Origin of the sequence: Kribbella italica (assembly GCF_014205135.1) — a bacterium.
Lineage (GTDB): Bacteria > Actinomycetota > Actinomycetes > Propionibacteriales > Kribbellaceae > Kribbella > Kribbella italica.
The window spans coordinates 4,139,517-4,157,670 of sequence record NZ_JACHMY010000001.1; the positions used below are offsets into that span (position 1 = coordinate 4,139,517).

Here is an 18,154-nt window from a genome sequence, read left to right on the forward strand (position 1 = left end):
TTTGCTGCCTAGTGATGACGGGCGGGTCGGTCGAGGGGTTCGACGACCAGGCAGTGCGAGTCGGCGCCCTCGGGGCTGACACCGACCTCCAGCAGGTAGCTCCCCGGGTAGGTTGCTTCGCCCACCCGGTAGTTCTTGGACGGATCGAGGCCGGCCAGCCGGACTCGGCGAGGACGGGTCGGGAGAGTGCCGCGGACGTTCCCGTCGGTGGTGTCCCAGAGGAAAACGACCGAGCGGTCTGCGTCGACGTACTGCAGACCGTGGTCCAGGAAATACAAAGTGCCACTAGCAACTGTTTCCCGGATATGCCGGTACTTGAGGACATTGCGTCGGGCGATGGAGAGTTGTTCGTCCGACCAGCGCGACAGGTCCGCACCAATTCCCAGGCCGCCGGCCATCGCGACGTGGAAGCGGAAGTCGAGCGATCGCTCCCGCCCGTCGTGGGTGCCCTCGGCATCGGTCACCCACGAGCTCATCAGGTGCGGCGACCAGCCGGTCAGGAACCCGCGCTGGATCTTCAGCCGGTCCAGCGGCGCCGTGTTGTCGCTCGGCCAGAGCGTGTCGACCCGCGCGGCCATACCGAGATCGACGCGCGCGCCACCACCGGCGCAGCCCTCGACGAAGACCCGCGGGTGCTGCTCCCGCAGCCGGTCGAGGATCTTGTACAGGTTCGTCACCACGAGCCCGTCGAGATCACGCCGCCGGTCCCCCGCGTCCAGCCGGGCCCGGTTCGCGTCCCACTTCAGGTACGTGATGTCGTACGCCGTCAGCAGGTGGTCCAGCGTCGACCAGATCCACTCCGTCACGTCGTCCCGGCTCAGGTCGAGCAGCCACTGGTTCCGGATCTGCACCGGTTCACGGCCGTCGGTCCGCAGGACCCACTCGGGATGCTCGGCCGCCAGCTTCGACGAAGGACTGATCGCCTCCGGCTCGACCCACAGCCCGAAGTCCAGCCCCAACTCCCCCAGCTCGGCGATGAACGTGTCGAGCCCACGCGGGAAGGCGGCCGGATCGACCTCCCAGTCCCCCAGCGCCGACCGGTCGTCGTCGCGCCCGGCGAACCAGCCGTCGTCGACCACGAACAACTCGGCACCGACCGAGGCCGCTCGCTCGGCCAGCTCCAGCTGGTGATCGGCCCGGATGTCGAACTCCGTTGCGAACCACGAGTTGTACAGCACCCGCCGCGGCAGGTCCCGTGCCAACGACCGCTGGTAGGCGTGAAAAGCCCGCGCCAATCCGTCCGGGCCTGAGGCACTGCAACCGCCGACGGCCACCGGGGAGACCCACGACGATCCCGGGACCAGGGCGAGGCCGAAGCTGGACGGAGCCCGGCCTGCCTGGATCCGGGTCTGCCCGGTGGTGTCGACGTCCGCGCTCAACCGCCAGTCTCCGGACCACGCCAGCTGAACGCCGTACGTCGTACCGGCCGGATCGCCGGCGTCGCTCACGGACAGGAAGGGTGAGTACGAATGGCCGGTGATGCCCTGCCGGCTGTCGACGGTGAACCGTCCCCGCTGCAGGGTGACCAACTCCTGCTGGAACTCGCTGTTCCACTCGCCCCACAGGGACCGGATCACCGCGCCCTCGGACGTCGGGATCACGAACCCGGCCGAGTCGTGCTCGTGCAGCCGCAGCTCGTCGGGACCGTCGTTGTGCACGGCAACCCATCGCTCGACGACATCGAGCCCGGCAGGCATCCGGTAGTGCAGTACGACGCGCAGCGACCGCAGCGGATCGGCGAACGTCAGCTCCAGCGCGTCCTCGTCCTGGACGGCGTCGACGAACACCGGCCGGCACTCGTCGCTCCCGTCCGGACCGCTCACGACCAGCTCGGCGGGACTCGTGTAGCGCACACCTCGGACGGCGTACTCGAGCGGCTCGACGTCGGCTCGCGGCAGGAAGTGCTCGGTCCCGACCGGTTCGGTCAACGACGGGCCCTCGGCAACGGCTTGTGGGCCCCAGGCAACAAGTGACGCCCACTGACCGTGGTCCGGCACTCCCACGACGTACGCCGTGCTGGCGCCGCGCAGCGTCCATCGGGTCACTTGACCGCTCCGATCGCCAGACCGCCGACGAAGTGCTTCTGGAAGCGCAGGAACACCGCGACCGTCGGCACCGCCGCGATCACCGTGCCGGCCGCGATCACGTTCCACGACGAGACGAACAGTCCCTGCAGCCCGAGCAACGCCGGCGTGACCGGCATCTTGTCGCCGGACCGGATCACCGTGATCGACCAGAGCAGGTCGTTGAAGATCCACGTGAACGACAGCGCGCCGAGGGCCGCGAGCGCGGGCCGGGTCAGCGGCAGGATCACGCTCAGGAAGATCTTGCCCGGACCGGCGCCGTCGATCGTCGCGGCCTCCTGGATCTCCTTCGGCAGGTCGCGCATGAAGCCGTGCAGCACGAAGGTGTAGAAGCCGAGCCCGAACCCGACGTGCACGGCGATCAGCGCGATCAGCGTGTCGTAGTACCCGATCAGCTCGACGAACCGCGAGATCGGGATCAGCAGGATCTGCGGCGGCAGCAGGTTGCCCATCAGCATCAGCAGCAGCACGGTCCGGCGGAACGGGATGTTGTAGCGGGCCAGCCCGTACGCCGCGATCGAGGCGAGCCCGAGACTCAGCAGCACCGCCGGGATGGTGACCAGCAAACTGTTGACCAGGGCCCGGAACTCCTCGGCGTCCTGCCAGGCCTGGACGTACGTCGAGAAGGTGAACGAGTGCGGCAGCGAGCCGAGCCCGTTGGCCGCGACGTCGTCGAAGCTGCGGAACGAGATCACGATCACCCAGAGGATCGGCGCGACCCACAGCAGCGAGACCAGGCCCATCGACAGGTGGTACCCGCCGGTCTTCAGACGGTTGCTCATGTCTCCTCCCGGAAGGCACGGATCAGGTAGCCGAGGATGACCGCGAGCGCGAGCAGGAAGATCACCACGGCGATCGCGGAGGCGTAGCCCAGCTGGGTGGACTGGAACGCGGTCGAGTACATGTATGTGCTGAGCAGCTCCGAGGAGTGGTACGGGCCGCCCTTGGTCATCGACCAGACGATGTCGAACGACCGCAGTGAGTCGATCACGATCACCGACAGCACGACCGAGTTCACGCCCTTGAGCTGCGGGATCGTCACGTACCGGGTGCGCTGCCAGGCCGACGCGCCGTCCACCCGGGCCGCCTCGTACAGCGCCGGGTCGACCGCCTTCAGGCCGGCCAGGTAGAGCACCATCACGTACCCGATCTGCCGCCAGAGCGCGGGCACGATCACGGCGTACAGGGCGGTGTCGGGATCGGCCAGCCACGGGCGGATCAGGTCACCGAGACCGATGCCGCGCAGGACCGAGTCGACCAGACCGTCCGGCTGGTAGAAGACGCGCCAGATCAGCGCGGTGACCACCAGCGAGAAGACCACCGGGGTGAACAGCGCGGCCCGGTAGATCCCGACGCCGCGGCGTTCCTTCTGCAGCAGCAGGGCCATCCCGAACCCACCGGCGACACTCAGGCCGCCGAACAGCACGAGCCAGATCGCGGTGTTCTTCAGCGCCGTACGGAAGATCGGGTCCGACACCATCTCGCGGAAGTTGCCCAGGCCGACGAAGGTCGGGGCGGACAAGCCGTCCCAGTTGGTCAGCGACAGCCAGAACCCTTGCAGGGCAGGCCAGAACACCCAGACCGCCTCGACCGCGAACGGCACGAACACGAAGACGAGAATCAGCGGCGAGACCCCCAGCGACCGGCGCTTGGCCGACCGCCGGCGGGTCTTCACCTCGACGGCTGTTGCCGTCACGCCTTGAAGACCTTCGTCGCTGCGGCCTGCCAGTCCTTGAGGATCTGGTCGATCTGGTCGGGCTTGTCCAGGAACTTCGTCAGCGCCGCGTCGGCGGTCGGCTGCAGCGCGTCGCTGGAGTCGCGGTTGAAGAACTGGGTCAGCTCGGCCGCGCTGTTCACCATCGCCTTGCCCTTGGCAACCAACGGGGTGTCGGCGGCCTTGCCGTCGGGGTTGGCCGGGATCGCCGTACCGGAGGAGTTCTGCACGTACAGCTCCTGCGCCGCGGGCGTGGCCAGATAGGTGAGGAACTTCTTCACCGCCTCGGGGTCCTTCGCCTTCTTGCTGGCGAAGTAGCCGTCGGTCGGGGCCTCCTCGGCGACGGGCACGTTCGGGTCGATGATCGGGAACTGGAAGAAGTCGATGTCGTCGAGCGCGTCCTTCGGGGCGCTGTCGGCGAAGAACGTGCCGATCAGGAACATCCCGGTCTTGCCGCCCAGCAGCGCGGACGTCGCCTCCTGGAACGGGAACGACTTGCCCTTGGGGTCGAAGTACGGGAGCACCTCGCGCCACCGGGTGAAGACCGCCTTCACCTTCGGGTCGGTGAAGTCGCCCTTGCCGGCCAGCAGGTCGCGGTGGAACGGCGCGCCGTTGATCCGGATGTTCAGATAGTCGAACCAGGCCGACGCCACCCACGGGGTGTCGCCCAGGCCGATACCGATCGGCGGGATGCCCTGGGCCTGGATCTTCTGGCAGACCGCGAGGAACTCGGCCCAGGTCTTCGGCGGAGTCACGCCCCACTTGGCGAAGTTGGACTTGCGGTAGAACATCCCCCACCAGTAGTAGCTGGTCGGCACGAAGATCTTCTGGCCGGCCGCGCTGGTGGACAGCGTCTGCATCGACTTCGGGTAGTTGCCCATCGTGTCCCAGACGCTGGTCACGTCGAGCAGCAGGTCCTTCTCGGCGTACGAGTTGGCCACCGAACCGGCGTACCAGGTGTAGAGGTCCGGCGGGTTGGCCGAGGTCAGGTACGTCGGCAGCTGGGTGCGGAAGATCTCCGACGCGACCGTGTTCAGCTTGACCGTGCCGCCGCCGGTCTTGTTGTAGGCCTCGACCAGCTTCTCCATCGCGGCCTTGGCCTGCTCGGCCGACAGGTTGGACTGCAGCGCGAGCTCACCAGTTGCCGCGCCACCGCCGCTGCCGCTGCTCGAGGTCGAAGTGGCGCACCCGGGCACCAGGGCCGCGGCCCCGAGTACTCCGAGGCCCTTGAGGAACGTCCGCCGATCAGGTGCCATCACTGCTCCAGTGCATCGAGTGGTCCGTTGGTGCTTGCTGCGGACGATCTTGCGGCCGGGAGCTCGGGAGTGTCAATATTAATTCGTAAATTATGAGAAACAGGTTGACGCGGAGCGCGGCTCGCGATCAACTAATGCATCGTGCATCGTCGAAAGGAACACTTACGTGCAGGTGATCGTGGTGACCGGCGCTGCTACCGGGATAGGTGCTGCCTGCGTGGAGCGGCTGCTCGCGGACGGTGACGCCGTCGTCCAGGTGGACCTCCAGCCCTGCCGGGAGATCCCCGGGCGCGCGATCGCCGTGGTCGGTGACGTCTCCGCGCCGGACACCTGGGCCGAGGTGCTGTCCCGCGGACGCGACGAGCTCGGACCGGTCACCGGTCTGGTCAGCAACGCGTACACGGTCGACGTCCGGCCGGCCCACGAGCTCGCGCCGGCGTCCTGGCAGCGGCAGCTCGACGTGAACCTGACCGCCGCGTTCCTCGGTTTCCGTGCTCTGTACGACGATCTCGCGGCCGCTGAAGGATCGGTGGTGCTGGTGTCGTCGGTGCACGCTGTCGCGGGGATCCCCGGCCACCCGGCGTACGCCGCGACGAAAGGCGCGCTGGTCGCGTTGGGTCGGCAGCTGGCGGTCGAGTACGGCGGGAAGATCCGGGTCAACACCGTGCTGCCAGGCCCAGTCGACACCGCGGCCTGGGACCGGGTCAGCGCCGAGGGCAAGGAACAGAGCGCGCGAGCGACCGCGATCGGCCGGCTCGGCCGGCCCGGCGAGGTGGCGGCGGCGGTCGCGTTCCTGCTGTCGGACCAGGCGTCGTTCGTGACCGCGGCGACGCTCACGGTCGACGGCGGCTGGTCCGCGAAGAAGGATTCGGCGTGAGCGGCAGCGGAGCGGGTATGACGACTTCGACGACCAGGGTGATGGGGAGAGCGGCGTGACGGGGATTCAGCGAGGGATGTCGCGGGGACTGCACGGGCAGATCGTCGAGGTGATGGCGCAGCGGATCCTGTCGGGGCAGATCCCCGAGGGCGCGACGATCAACGTGCCCGACCTGCAGGCCGATCTCGGGGTCAGTCTGACCGCCGTACGGGAAGCCCTGAAGGTGCTGACCGCGAAAGGGCTGGTCGACGCGCGGCAGAAGCGCGGCACGTTCGTCCGGCCGCGCTCGGACTGGAACCTGCTCGACGCGGACATGATTCGCTGGCACTTCGACGACGACGTACGGCCGGAGCTGCTCGAGGAGCTGCACGAGGTGCGCGGCATCGTCGAACCGGCGGCCGCGCGGCTGGCCGCGATCCGTGCCGACGGCACCGACCTGGCAGCGCTCGACGCAGCGCTGGCCGCGATGGCCTCGGCGACCGACGACCTGGCCGCGGTCAACGCCGACCTGGCCTTCCACAAGGCGTTGCTGGCCGCGACCGGGAACGAGTTGCTGACCAAGATGGAGGTCATCATGGAGACCGGTCTGGCCGGCCGCGACCGGTTGGTGCACAAGGCGAAGCCGTCCGACGACCCGGTCCCCAGTCACCAGCGCGTGGTCGAGGCCGTCCGGGCCGGCGATCCCGAGGGCGCCGAGCTGGCGATGCGGGAACTGCTGGCGAAGGCCGCCGAGGACCTGTCGGACGTGCGGAAGAAGCCCGGCACCGTTCGAGGCCGCAAGTGAAGATCGAGCGGATCGAGACGTTCCTGGTCCCGCCGCGCTGGCTGTTCTGCCGGATCGAGACCAGCGACGGCGTCGTCGGCTGGGGCGAACCGGTGGTCGAGGGCCGCGCCGAGGTGGTAAGGACCGCGATCGAGGTGCTGTCGGAGTACCTGATCGGCCAGGACCCGCTGCAGATCGAGCGACACTGGCAGATCCTGAGCAAGGGCGGCTTCTACCGCGGCGGGCCGGTGCTGAGCAGCGCGGTCGCGGGGCTCGATCATGCGCTCTGGGATATCGCGGGCAAGGTGTACGGCGCTCCGGTGTCGTCGCTGCTCGGCGGCCGGGTGCGCGACCGGGCGCGGGTCTACGCGTGGGTCGGCGGCGACGAACCGGGCGAGATCGCGGAGCAGGTCGCCGAGCAGGTCGCGGCCGGGATGACCGCGGTGAAGATGAACGCGAGCGGCCGGATCCAGCCGTCGCCGTCGCGGGCCGACATCGTGGGCATCGTCGACCGGCTGGCGGCCGCGCGCTCGGTGCTCGGGGATTCGCTGGACGTCGCGATCGACCTGCACGGGCGGGTCGGAGTCGCTGGGGCTCGACGGATTCTGCACGCGGTGGAGGATCTGCATCCGCTGTTCGTGGAGGAGCCGGTACTGCCCGAGCACCTGCGGCATCTGCCGTCGATCGTGGACGGGTCGACGGTGCCGATCGCTTTGGGTGAACGGCTCTACAGCCGGTCGGAGTTCCTGCCCGCGTTGGATGCCGGGGTTGCTGTGGTGCAGCCGGATGTGTCGCATGCCGGAGGGATCTCGGAGCTGCGGCGGATCGCTTCGCTGGCGGAGTCGCACGGTGCGTTGTTCGCACCGCACTGCCCGCTGGGGCCGATCTCGCTGGCGGCTTCGCTGCAGGTTTCGTTCGCGACGCCGAACTTCCTGATCCAGGAGCAGAGCCGCGGGATCCACTACAACGTGGCGAGCGACCTCACGTCGTACGTCGTGGATCCGGCGCCGTTCACGTGGGTGGACGGGCACGCGGAGTACAACCCGCTGCCGGGGCTGGGGATCACGGTCGACGAGGCCGCCGTACGGGCTGCTGATCGGAAGGGGCACGCCTGGCGTAATCCCCTGTGGGCGCACGAGGACGGGTCCTTCGCCGAATGGTGAGCGCGGCTGTTGGCGTCGACCTGACGGACGGTGGTCGCTGGAACTCCTTGCGGCTCGCCGGTCGCGAGTGGCTGTGGTCGGGGCCGGGACTGGCGTCCGGGCCTCGGACCGGCGATATCGCTTTCACCGATGCGGGCGGGCTGGACGAGTGCTTCCCGACCGTCCGCGGCACGCCTGACCACGGCGGGTTGTGGAACCAGGTGTGGAGCGCGGACGGCGAGTGGGATGTCGTCCGGTGGGGCGAGGCCGAGCTGCGCCGCCGGATGAACGGCGGGGAGCGTCCGCCGGGTGTCGTCGACGGGCCGACGGGTGTCGTCTGGGCGGACTACTTGCTGACTGCTCCAGCGGGTTATCGGTTCGTGTGGGCGGCGCATGCGTTGCTCGACTGTGCTGTGGGTGCGGTTGTCGAAGTCCCGGAGGGAACCGGGTGCCGGCTCTATCCGGATGATGGGCCTTGGGTCGAGGGCTCTTGGTCTGCTTCGTTGGGGACCTACGGGCCGACTGATGGGACGGCGGTTGGGGCCGTTCTTGAGACCCCGTCCGCCTGCGTGCGTGATCGCGGGCAGGAGCTGACCTTCGCCTTGAGTTGCCCTGGGCAACCTGTTTCGACGGCGTTGTGGCGCAACCTCGGCGGGTTCCCGGTCGGCGCGCCGTACCGGAGCCTCGGGGTCGAGCCGATGCTCGGGCGGGTGTTCGGGCTGGACGAGGCCGGGCCGGGTGATGCCGCGGTGGTGCCTGCCGGCGGCGAACTGGCCTGGCGGCTGGTTGTGTCCGCCAGGCCAGTGTGATGTCAGCCGAGCGGCAGGTCGAGTACGGCGTTCGGGACCGTGGTGACGTTGCTTGTCCGGATGCTGCCGATCTCGGCGGCCGTGAGTGCGCGCTTGTAGATACGGACCTCGTCGAGCGACCCGTCGAGGTGGTGCGCGCCGTCGAGCCGCTGGCCGACGTACATCTTGAACGGACGGCCGGGGCTGATCGACCCGGTGGGCGCCGCAGCGGTGGCGACCTGGGTGCCGTCGACCCACAGGCTCAAGGTGCCCGCCTTGCGCTGCAGGGCGACGTGGTGCCAGGCGTTGTCGTTGTACGCCTTGGTCGAGGCGACCGAAGCCGTACTGCCGTTGACGGTGATCAGCCCGCGGATCCGCTGGTCGGCCGGCTCGGCGCGCAGCCAGAACTGGGAGAACTCGTTGATCCCGTAGCCCCAGAAGATCGCCTGCGGCGCCGTGCTCGCGCCGTACTTGAGCCAGGTCATCGCGGTGAAGTCACCCGAGCCGAGCGCCAGCGACTCGGCGTACGGGAGCTGGATCGCGTCGTCGGTGCCGTCGAGATCACGGGCCTGACCGAACTTGCCGGCGACGGAGGTCGTCCCGCCGCGCAGGTAGCTGTTGTTGCCGAGCCCGGACACGTCCGGCGTGGTCGTCCCGCTCGCGCCGTCCGGGTGGCCGATGTCGGTCTCGGTGAACCGCGCGAACCGGACCTGGTCGCGGGCGTCGACCGTCCCACCTTCGTACAGCAGTCCGATCTCTCCGGTGTCGAGGATCGCCATGTCGGAGTATCCGGACCAGTCGCTGGTGATCCGCGTGCCCTGGGCAACGGTCTGCCAGGTCTTGCCCTCGTCGAAGCTCGAGCGGATCGTCATGTACCGGCGACGCTCGGGATCGGCCGGCGAGGCGAAGAGGATCCGGTTGTACTTCGAACCCTGGTCGGTGGCCCGGAGCCGTTGCAGCGAGCCCTGCACGGTCGGCGTGGTCAGGCCGGGAATCGACGCGTACGGCGCTGCGTAGGTCTGCCCACCGTCGTTGCTGACGGCAAACGCCCGGCTGTTGCCTCCGCCGCCACCGTTGTTGCGGGCACCGGCATAGATGCCGCCGTCAACCTTCTCCACCACGCTGATCTCCTGCGGCACCAACGCGTCGGACCGCAGATCCGTCGCGCCCTTGTGCCACGTGTCGCCGTGGTCGTCGCTGTAGACGAGCTGCCCGGCGTGCTTGCCGCCGACGTCGTAGTTCGTCCCGGCCACGAGCCGGCCCTGGTGCGCGCCGCGGGTCAGCTGGATCCCGTGCACCGGCCCGGTCGCGTACCAGCCCCAGCTCGGGTCGTCGATCTGCCCGCCGATACTGCGCGCCTTGCTGAACGTCAGCCCGTCGTCCTCGCTGAACTGCACATACGGCGTCCGCGGGCGGTCGGTGCCGTTACCGGGGTCCATCGTGGTGAGCAGCACGATCCGGCCGGTCTCGTAGTCGACGATCGGGGTCGGGTTGCCGCGGGTCGCGACCGCGTTCGGGTCGGCGTCCGTCCCGGACAGGACGATCTTCTGCGCCGACCAGGTGCGGCCGTCGTCGGTGGACCGGCGCATCACCAGGTCGATCTCCTGGGAGTCGGCGCAGTAGGTCCGGCGGGCTTCGGCGAAGGCCAGCAGGGTGCCGGCCTTGGTGCGGACGATGGCGGGGATGCGGTAGCAGCCGTAGCCGGCGCCGCCTTTGTCGAACAGTACGGTCTGGGTGATCGCGGCCGATGCCGGCGTACCGGTGACCAGGGCGGGAAGAAGCAGTGTGAGAACACACAACAGACGAAGGGATTTGGGCATGGGATGTCCTGCCTTCCGGGTGAACGGAAAGTAAACAACGGGGCGGGTGCCTACTTGGGTAACTTTTCTCCAGTTATCTGACAACTGCAAGACCCTGGACCGGATCAACTAGCGTTCGAGCTTTGGAGGAGACATGGATCTGCTGGCCGAACTGCGGCGCCGCAAGGTGCTCGCGATCATCCGCGCGGACGGACCCGACCGCGCCCTGGACTGCATCCGGACGCTCGTCGGCGCCGGGATCACCACCCTGGAGGTCTCACTGACCACGCCCGGCGGCGCCGAGGCGATCGCCAAGGCGCGCACGGAGTTCGACCCGTCGGTGCTGATCGGCGCCGGCACGGTCGTCACCGCCGCCCAGGCCGACGAGGTCGCCGCCGCCCGCGCGGGCTTCGTCGTCACCCCCGGGATCACCCGCGGCGCCCACCGCAGCGTCGAGCTCGGTCTGCCACTCCTGTGCGGCGCCCTCACTCCCACCGAGATCATCGCCGCCCTCGACCTCGGCGCGCTGGCGGTGAAGATCTTCCCCGCGAAGGTCTACGGCCCCAGCTACTTCCGCGAACTCCGCGGCCCCCTTCCGGGCGCACCCCTCATCGCCGTCGGCGGCGTCGACGCCGCGATCACACCCGAGTACCTCGCCGCCGGCGCTCTCGCCGTCGGCGTGGGTTCCCCGCTCCTCGGCGACGCGGGCACCGGCGGCTCCCAGCAGCAGCTCGCCACCCGAGCCACCGACTTCCTGAAGGCGGTCGCCGATGCCTGACGCCACCCCCGGCACCCCCGGCTCCGGCACCCCCGGCTCCGGCTCCCCCGGCCTCGAGGTCCTGACACTCGGCGAGACCATGGTGTCCCTCCGGACCCGGGCAGCGATGCGGCTCGGCGGTGAAGCCCACCTGTCGATCGCCGGATCCGAGAGCAACGTCGCGATCGGGCTCTCCCGCCTCGGACACCACGCCGCCTGGCTCGGCGCCGTCGGCAGCGACGAGCCCGGCCGGCTGATCCACCGCACCCTGCGCGCCGAGGGCGTCGATACGTCGTACGTCCGTTTCTCCGACACCGACTTCACCGGGTTCATCGCGTTCGATCAGCCCGCACACGACATCACCCGCGTCAGCTACCACCGCCGCGGCTCGGCCGGCTCCACGCTCACCGCCGACGAGTGCACCGCAGCCATCACCAGCGCGGCACCGAAGCTGGTCCACCTCACCGGCATCACCCCGGCGCTCTCCGACACCGCCCGCGCGGCCACCCTCGCCGCCGCGGAATCCGCCTCCCAGGTGTCCCTCGACGTGAACTACCGCAGCCGCCTATGGTCCCGCACCGCAGCAGCCGCTTGCCTGAGGCAACTACTGCCGTTCGTGCAGACCGTCTTCGCCTCCGAGGACGAGCTCGACCTCCTCACCGACGCCACCGACCCCGTCGCCGCCCTGCTCGACAGCGGCATCACCGAGGTCGTCGTCACCGCCGGCGGCAAGGGCGCTTGGTCCCACTCCCCCACCGGCACCCTCCACCAGCCGGCCCTCCCGGTGACCGTCGTCGACAGCATCGGCGCCGGCGACGCCTTCGTCTCCGGCTACCTCTCCGCCACCCTCGACGACCTCTCCCCCGAACAACGTCTCACCCGAGCCACCACCTCAGGAGCCTTCTGCGTCGGCGCGTACGGCGACTGGGAGTCCCTGCCCACCCGCGAGGACCTCACCCTCATCACCCACACCCACGGCACCGCCCTCCGCTAGGGCGCCGCACCCCCCCTCTCGGCGAGTTGCGGCCCAGCCACCCGCCGACTGCTCCCTATTCGCACGACTGTTTCCTAGTTTCACGGCTGCCCCCGTACAACGCACCAGTCGTCGCACAACACGCGTCAGTCATCGAAGCCTCCACGGTCGCTGGGGGCCGGGTCGGCACGTGGGTCGTTACGGGGTTGGGTCCTGGGCGGGACGGCGCAGTTGTACGCCTCGGTCCGCTCCGGCCCAGGACGTCGCCGAAGGCGTTAGGTACGCCTCCTGCCCGCCGACAACCACCACGGGACCGCCCCTTCGACCCCGGCCGACTACGCACTCGAGGGCCACGTCGATCCCGCGACCCTCGAGGCGATCCTCGATTGGTTGCCAGCAGCAACCAGCTGATCAGATCAGGTCGGCCTGGGCCTCGATCTCCTGCTGGGGGTCGAGCGGCAGCACGATCTTGAAGACCGTGTTGCCCGGCTCGGACTCGACGCGGAGGTCACCGTGGTGCTTCTTGACCACGATGCGCCAGGAGATGTCGAGGCCGAGCCCGGTGCCCTCGCCGATCGGCTTGGTGGTGAAGAACGGCTCGAAGATGCGGCGCCTGATCTCGGCCGGGATGCCCGGACCGGTGTCGCCGATCTCGACGACCGCGTAGTGGCCGTCCTTGTGCGTGCGCAGGGTCAGCGTGCCGGAGCCGTTCATCGCACCGACCGCGTTGTCGATGATGTTGGTCCAGACCTGGTTCAGCTCCGCGGCGTACGCCGGGATCGCGGGCAGCTCCGGGTCGAAGTCCTTCACGATCTGGATGCCCTGCAGCTTGCCCGACATCATCACCAGCGTCGACTTCAGCAGCTCGCGCAGATCGACCACCTGGAACGGCGCCCGGTCGATCTGCGAGTACTGCTTCGCGGCGCCGACCAGGGTCGAGATCCGGGTGACGGAGTCGTCGATCTCGTTCATCAGCGACTCGGTGTCGACCGTGTACATCAGCCAGCGCACCGCGCCTTCCAGGTACGCCGGGCCGACCGCGGTCAGCACGTTCTCCATCCAGGGCACGTCCAGGCCGGCCGCGGCCAGCACCGGCGCGACGTCCCAGCTGGCCCGGACGTCGTGGTCGTCGAGCCAGTCCGCCAGGGTGTCCTCGAGGTCGGACAGCTCCAGCGGCGAGACCTCCTTGCCGACGGTCTTGGCCAGCCGCTCGACCGCGGCCTCCTGCAGCTCGACGATCTCGTGCAGCTTGGTCGCGTCCAGCGTGCCGTCGGCCAGCATCCCCAGCTTCGACCGCATCCCGGCCACCCGCTGGCGCAGCGTCGCCGAGGCCCGTACGGCGGCCGCGGCCGGATTGTTCAGCTCGTGGGTCAGTCCCGCCGACAGCGAGCCGAGGGCGAGTAGCCGCTCGCGCTCCCCCATCGTCTCGTTGGTCCGCCGCATGCCCTGGACGAACCCGTCGATCAGGTGCACCGCCATCGGGAACCACTGGTTCATCATCGTGGCCATCGTCTCGGCGGTGATCACGAAGAACGTCGACGGCTCGAGCACCCGCATGGTCGCGTTGTACGACTTGCGCTCGTCGGCGCCGAGGAAGGCGGTCACGGCGCCGGCGTACACGCCGCGCTGGGTGCTGCGGTTGATCTCCACCTCTTCGCCGTGCGACAGCTTGCACATCCGCAGGCCGCCGGTCAGCAGGATGTAGCAGCAGACCGCCTCGTCGCCCTCGGTGAAGACGACGCCGTCGTCGTACGCCTCGACGGTGCCCTCGCGCGCCAGCCAGCCGAGCTGCTCGTCGGTCAGGCTCTCGAACAGGAACAGCGTGCGCAGCTCGTCGATGCTGATCCGCTGCGACTCGGGCACGGCCTCGGCGCTCATCGGTCCCTCTCCTTCGTCACAGCATCTCCAGGTAGCGGTGCACCAGCGTCACGGCCATGGCTCCGTCGCCGACCGCCGAGGCGACCCGCTTGACCGACTCGGCCCGGACGTCGCCCGCCGCGAAGACCCCCGGCATGGACGTCTCCAGGTGGTACGGCTCGCGCTCCAGCGCCCAGCCCGCCGGCTTGCTGTGCAGGTCGGGACCGGTCAGCACGAACCCCCGGTCGTCGCGCTGCAGGTTGCCCGGCAGCCAGTCGGTCCGGGGTGCGGCGCCGATGAACACGAACAACCACTCCGAGTTCACCTCCCGCGTCTCTCCGGTCGAGCTGTTCTCCAAGGTGAGCACCTCGAGGTGGTCCGACCCCTTGCAGGAGACCACCTGGGTGCAGGTGTGCACCTCGATGTTGTCGATGGCCTCGATCTGGTTGATCAGGTACGACGACATGGTCGCCTCGAGCGACGGCCCTCTCACCAGCATATGCACGCGCCGGGCATGGTTGCTGAAGTAGACCGCGGCCTGACCGGCAGAGTTCGCCCCGCCGATGATGTAGACCTCCTGGCCGACGCAGCTCGGGCCCTCGGTGGTCGCGGAGCCGTAGTAGATGCCGCGACCACAAAGGTCCTCGACGCCGGGCGCCTGGAGCGTCCGGTACGAGACGCCGGTCGCCAGGATCACCGAGTGCGCGGAGATCTCGCTGCCGTCGGAGAACGTCAGTCGCCGGGCGGAGCCGAGCGTGTCCAGCCCGACCACCTGACGGGCGGTCAGCAACTCGGCGCCGAAGCGGACCGCTTGCCGCCGGGCCCGGTCGGTCAGCTGTGCGCCGGACACCCCGTCCGGGAAGCCCAGGTAGTTCTCGATCCGGCTGGACTGGCCGGCCTGGCCACCGGTCGCCAGCTGCTCGACCAGGACCGTCCGCAGCCCCTCGCTGGCGCCGTACACGGCTGCGCCGAGTCCGGCGGGTCCACCGCCGACCACGACCAGGTCGTAGAACGCCTCGGCGGGCGCGGTCGACAGGCCGACTTTCGCGGCCAGCTCGGCCTCGGTCGGCGCGACCATGACCGTGCCGTCCGTGGTGATCACGACCGGAAGGGTCGCGCCGTCGACACCGGCGGCCTCGAGCAGGCGCTTGCTCTCGTCGTCGTCCACGCCGTACCAGCGGTAGGGCACGGCGTTGCGGGCCAGGAAGTCACGGGCCGCGAAGGACGGCGCCGACCAGCGGTGGCCGATCACGCGGGTCTCGTCGGTGGACGGCTCCGGGGTCGACTTCCACAACTCCAGCATCGAGTCGACCACCGGGTAGAGCTTCTCCTCCGGCGGGTTCCACGGCTTGAGCAGGTAGTGGTCGAGGTCGACGACGTTGATCGCCTGGATCGCGGCGTCGGTGTCGGCGTACGCCGTCAGCAGCACGCGGCGGGCGAGCGGGAACAGGTCCATCGCCTGCTCGAGGAACTCGATCCCGGTCATCTGGGGCATCCGGTAGTCGGCCAGCAGCAGCGCGACCGGCTCGCCGCGGAGCTTCAGCTCGCGGAGCGCCTCCAGGGCTTGCATACCGGTCTCGGCCCGGACGATCCGGTGCTCCTCGCCGTACCGGCGGCGAAGGTCACGGGCAATCGACCGGGACACCCCGGGGTCGTCGTCCACGGTGATGATCACCGGGCGGGAAGTCGACGCTGTCATGTCTCTTTCATACCAGCGCCCGGCCAACTCCGGGAGCGATTCCTCCACAGGCTGACCGGGCGCGGGGATCCACCGGGTTACGGCAGAGCCGCGAGGTACGGCGCGTGGGCGTTCTGGAACTCCCAGTTGTAGAACTTGTCCCAGTTGATCGACCACGTCATCAGCCCCCGGAACGACGGGCTGGCGCCGCCGCGCAGGCTGTAGCCGCCGCAGTTCTGGCCCTTGACCAGGCAGTCCAGCGCCTGGTGAACGGCCGCGGGGGCGGTGTGGCCGTTCCCGGCGCTGACGGCGGCCGGCAGGCCGAAGGCGATCTGGTCCTCGCGCAGACCCGGGAAGGTCTGGCCGGTGGTCGAGACCGGGAAACCGGCCTTGATCATGTCGGTCATCGCGATGTGGAAATCCGCGCCGCCCATGGTGTGGTACTGGTTGTCCAGACCCATCACGGGTCCGGAGTTGTAGTCCTGGACGTGCAGGACGGTGAGCGCGTCGCGCAGCGCGTGGATCACCGGCAGGTACGAGCCGGTCCGGTTGTCGCCGGTGCCGTTGCCGCCGTAGAACTGGTAGCCGACCTGGACGAAGAAGGTCTCCGGCGCCATCGTCAGCACGAAGTTCGCGCCGTACCGGGCCTTGAGGGTCTTCAGCGCCGAGATCAGGTTCACCACGACCGGGGTGGTCGGGCTGCGGAAGTTCGTGTCGCCGGGGTTCAGGTAGAGCGAGTGCCCCTCGAAGTCGACGTCCAGACCATCCAGGCCCCAGCGGTCGATGATCGAGGCGACCGAGCTCACGAAGGCGTCGCGGGCGGCCGCGGTCGTCAGCTGGACCTGGCCGTTCTGGCCGCCGATCGAGAGCAGCACCTTCTTGCCGGCGGCCTGCTTGGCCTTGATCGCGGCCAGGAACTCGGCGTCGCTCTCGACGTTCGGGCACTCCGCGACCGGGCAGCGGTTGAACCGGATGTCGCCCGAGGTCACTGTGGTCGGCTCACCGAAGGACAGGTTGATGATGTTCCACTGCGCCGGGATGTCGGCCATGCGGACGTAGCCGGAGCCGTTGGCGAAGCTGGCGTGCAGGTAGCCGATCAGCGCGTGCTTGGGCAGTCCGGTGCTGGCGCAGCCGGTGGTGGTCGCGCTGGCCAGGCTGCTCTTGGCCGATTCACCTTGTGCGTTGTACGCCGCGACCGAATAGCTGTGGCTCGTGCAGGCGGCGAGCCCGTCGACCGTCGTACTGGTGCCGGTGACCGTCTTGACCACGCTGGAGCCTTCGTAGACGCGGTAGCCCGTCACCGTGCCGGTCGAGGCTCCCCAGGTCAGGCCGACCGAGCTGTTGGTCGTGCTGGTGACAGACGGCGTACCGGGAACGCTGGGGGCGCCCTGGGTCGGCGGGTTGCCGCCAGGACCGTCCAGGCTCACGTCATCCGCCTGGTACGCCGGTTGCCCGTACCAGCCGTGCAGATAGATCTGTGCCGACGTCTGCGAGGCCGACGTGGTGAACGAGACCGTCAGCTGGGTGTAGCTGGTGGCCGACGGCGTCCAGGTGGAGGCGCCGCCGGTCACGCCCAGGTAGACGTAGGAGCCGCGCACCCAGGCCGACAGCGTGTACGCCGTACTGGGTTGTACGGCGACCGTCTGACTGCACTGGCCGAAGTCGGAGCTGGTCACTCCGCCTTGGAGGGCATGGCTGCCGGTCCGGACCGGGCTGGAAACGACCGAGCCGCCGGAGCAGCTCCAGCCACTCAGCGAGCCGCTCTCGAAGCCCGGGTTGGTCAGGAGGTTGGCCGCCTGTGCGGGCGACACGACAGCGACGAGTCCGGCGACGACGAGCAGGAGGGCTGCGAGCAGGCGGGTGCGCATGGACTAAAGTAGAGAGCTTTCAGAAGTAGACCGTCAATGCGCCACGGCTGTCGGCTTACCGACGCTGTCCGGATGCCGACGCGGCACCGGCGGTTCAGAGGCCGCAGTCCAGGCACGGCCAGGATCCGCCGCAGCGCACGCACCGCCCGTCGACTCCCGGTGCCGGCAGGTACGGCGGCGGCCGGCGGACGGGCTCGTCGGCCTGGTCGCGCGGCTGGTCGTGGTGCTCGTGGGTGTGCTCGTCGTGCAGCGGGGTCCACCGCACCTCGGTGCTGCCGTCCCGGCCGTGCCCGGCGAGCAACGCGTCCAGTCCGCCCGACCACACCGAGACAGCCGTCCCCTGCCCGCACCACCGCACGGCCACCACCCCATCCCCCCACAGCACCCCTTCCGCCACCGCGCCACCACCGTCGGACCGCACCAGCCAGAAGGCCCGCGGCGGCCCCTGCTGTGTCATCCCCCGTGTCATCCCCTGCCGGTCCACACCACCAAGCATCACCACCGGCCACTTGCCCTACCAGGTGTGATCTGTGGGCTCTCCAAACAGCCCACAGCCCCCAGCTCGTCGGGTGTGCTCGCTGTGCTCACTTTCTGTCGG

15 protein-coding genes are annotated in these 18,154 nt (G+C 69.3%); 6 read left to right on the forward strand and 9 right to left on the reverse strand.

The window, feature by feature from the left end:
• Positions 1-8: 8 nt before the first annotated feature.
• The 4 genes from HDA39_RS19135 to HDA39_RS19150 are packed head-to-tail and all read right to left on the reverse strand — an operon-like array spanning position 9 to position 5,054.
• Positions 9-2,045 (reverse strand): alpha-galactosidase, encoded by a 2,037-nt coding sequence (locus tag HDA39_RS19135; RefSeq protein WP_202893051.1) that lies wholly within the window; start codon positions 2,043-2,045, stop codon positions 9-11.
• A complete protein-coding gene (locus HDA39_RS19140) occupies positions 2,042-2,866 on the reverse strand; it encodes a carbohydrate ABC transporter permease (RefSeq protein ID WP_184796872.1) in 825 nt (274 codons plus the stop codon). Before HDA39_RS19140 ends, HDA39_RS19135 begins: the two co-directional genes overlap by 4 nt.
• Positions 2,863-3,780, reverse strand: coding sequence for a carbohydrate ABC transporter permease (locus HDA39_RS19145; protein ID WP_337925800.1), 918 nt, complete (start codon positions 3,778-3,780; stop codon positions 2,863-2,865). The genes HDA39_RS19140 and HDA39_RS19145 overlap by 4 nt, the downstream gene beginning before the upstream one ends.
• A complete protein-coding gene (locus HDA39_RS19150; RefSeq protein ID WP_184796874.1) occupies positions 3,777-5,054 on the reverse strand; it encodes an ABC transporter substrate-binding protein in 1,278 nt (425 codons plus the stop codon). The genes HDA39_RS19145 and HDA39_RS19150 overlap by 4 nt, the downstream gene beginning before the upstream one ends.
• A gap of 166 nt (positions 5,055-5,220) precedes the next feature.
• On the opposite strand from HDA39_RS19150, the gene HDA39_RS19155 reads away from it, so the two are divergent.
• The 4 genes from HDA39_RS19155 to HDA39_RS19170 are packed head-to-tail and all read left to right on the forward strand — an operon-like array spanning position 5,221 to position 8,645.
• Positions 5,221-5,931 (forward strand): SDR family oxidoreductase, encoded by a 711-nt coding sequence (locus HDA39_RS19155; protein ID WP_184796876.1) that lies wholly within the window; start codon positions 5,221-5,223, stop codon positions 5,929-5,931.
• 55 nt (positions 5,932-5,986) lie between these two features.
• The gene (locus tag HDA39_RS19160; RefSeq protein WP_337925801.1) at positions 5,987-6,715 is read left to right on the forward strand and encodes a FadR/GntR family transcriptional regulator; all 729 of its coding nucleotides are present in this window, start codon (positions 5,987-5,989) and stop codon (positions 6,713-6,715) included.
• Positions 6,712-7,857, forward strand: coding sequence for a galactonate dehydratase (dgoD, locus tag HDA39_RS19165; protein WP_184796878.1), 1,146 nt, complete (start codon positions 6,712-6,714; stop codon positions 7,855-7,857). Before HDA39_RS19160 ends, dgoD begins: the two co-directional genes overlap by 4 nt.
• Complete coding sequence (locus HDA39_RS19170) at positions 7,851-8,645, forward strand: hypothetical protein (RefSeq protein WP_184796880.1); 795 nt, start codon at positions 7,851-7,853, stop codon at positions 8,643-8,645. Before dgoD ends, HDA39_RS19170 begins: the two co-directional genes overlap by 7 nt.
• A 2-nt stretch (positions 8,646-8,647) precedes the next feature.
• Here the strand turns inward: HDA39_RS19170 and HDA39_RS19175 are convergent, their stop codons facing one another.
• Positions 8,648-10,444 (reverse strand): sialidase family protein, encoded by a 1,797-nt coding sequence (locus HDA39_RS19175; protein WP_184796882.1) that lies wholly within the window; start codon positions 10,442-10,444, stop codon positions 8,648-8,650.
• A gap of 133 nt (positions 10,445-10,577) precedes the next feature.
• On the opposite strand from HDA39_RS19175, the gene HDA39_RS19180 reads away from it, so the two are divergent.
• On the forward strand, positions 10,578-11,201 hold the full coding sequence (locus HDA39_RS19180; protein WP_184796884.1) for a bifunctional 4-hydroxy-2-oxoglutarate aldolase/2-dehydro-3-deoxy-phosphogluconate aldolase: 624 nt from the start codon (positions 10,578-10,580) through the stop codon (positions 11,199-11,201).
• Positions 11,194-12,174 carry a sugar kinase gene (locus tag HDA39_RS19185; RefSeq protein WP_184796886.1) on the forward strand — a complete coding sequence of 327 codons (981 nt, stop codon included), beginning with the start codon at positions 11,194-11,196 and terminating at the stop codon, positions 12,172-12,174. Before HDA39_RS19180 ends, HDA39_RS19185 begins: the two co-directional genes overlap by 8 nt.
• Positions 12,175-12,564: 390 nt before the next feature.
• Here the strand turns inward: HDA39_RS19185 and HDA39_RS19190 are convergent, their stop codons facing one another.
• From HDA39_RS19190 to HDA39_RS43305, 4 genes are all read right to left on the reverse strand, one after another.
• Positions 12,565-14,031 (reverse strand): ATP-binding protein, encoded by a 1,467-nt coding sequence (locus HDA39_RS19190; protein ID WP_184796888.1) that lies wholly within the window; start codon positions 14,029-14,031, stop codon positions 12,565-12,567.
• Positions 14,032-14,047: 16 nt separating this feature from the next.
• Entirely contained in the window at positions 14,048-15,709 is a 1,662-nt protein-coding gene (locus HDA39_RS19195) for an NAD(P)/FAD-dependent oxidoreductase (RefSeq protein ID WP_184796890.1), read from the reverse strand.
• A 77-nt stretch (positions 15,710-15,786) separates the two neighbouring features.
• Positions 15,787-17,556, reverse strand: coding sequence for a chitinase (locus tag HDA39_RS19200; RefSeq protein WP_184796892.1), 1,770 nt, complete (start codon positions 17,554-17,556; stop codon positions 15,787-15,789).
• 94 nt (positions 17,557-17,650) lie between these two features.
• On the reverse strand, positions 17,651-18,013 hold the full coding sequence (locus HDA39_RS43305) for a hypothetical protein (RefSeq protein ID WP_184796894.1): 363 nt from the start codon (positions 18,011-18,013) through the stop codon (positions 17,651-17,653).
• Between the last annotated feature and the right edge of the window lie 141 nt (positions 18,014-18,154).

What these genes read in the sequence shown, in the direction of transcription:
- HDA39_RS19195 (WP_184796890.1), bottom strand. Translation starts at nt 15,709, where the DNA reads ATGACAGCGTCGACTTCCCGCCCGGTGATCATCACCGTGGACGACGAC.
- HDA39_RS43305 (WP_184796894.1), bottom strand. Translation starts at nt 18,013, where the DNA reads ATGACACAGCAGGGGCCGCCGCGGGCCTTCTGGCTGGTGCGGTCCGAC.
- HDA39_RS19185 (WP_184796886.1), top strand. Translation starts at nt 11,194, where the DNA reads ATGCCTGACGCCACCCCCGGCACCCCCGGCTCCGGCACCCCCGGCTCC.
- HDA39_RS19175 (WP_184796882.1), bottom strand. Translation starts at nt 10,444, where the DNA reads ATGCCCAAATCCCTTCGTCTGTTGTGTGTTCTCACACTGCTTCTTCCC.
- HDA39_RS19190 (WP_184796888.1), bottom strand. Translation starts at nt 14,031, where the DNA reads ATGAGCGCCGAGGCCGTGCCCGAGTCGCAGCGGATCAGCATCGACGAG.
- HDA39_RS19170 (WP_184796880.1), top strand. Translation starts at nt 7,851, where the DNA reads ATGGTGAGCGCGGCTGTTGGCGTCGACCTGACGGACGGTGGTCGCTGG.
- HDA39_RS19200 (WP_184796892.1), bottom strand. Translation starts at nt 17,556, where the DNA reads ATGCGCACCCGCCTGCTCGCAGCCCTCCTGCTCGTCGTCGCCGGACTC.
- HDA39_RS19180 (WP_184796884.1), top strand. Translation starts at nt 10,578, where the DNA reads ATGGATCTGCTGGCCGAACTGCGGCGCCGCAAGGTGCTCGCGATCATC.
- HDA39_RS19150 (WP_184796874.1), bottom strand. Translation starts at nt 5,054, where the DNA reads ATGGCACCTGATCGGCGGACGTTCCTCAAGGGCCTCGGAGTACTCGGG.
- HDA39_RS19140 (WP_184796872.1), bottom strand. Translation starts at nt 2,866, where the DNA reads ATGAGCAACCGTCTGAAGACCGGCGGGTACCACCTGTCGATGGGCCTG.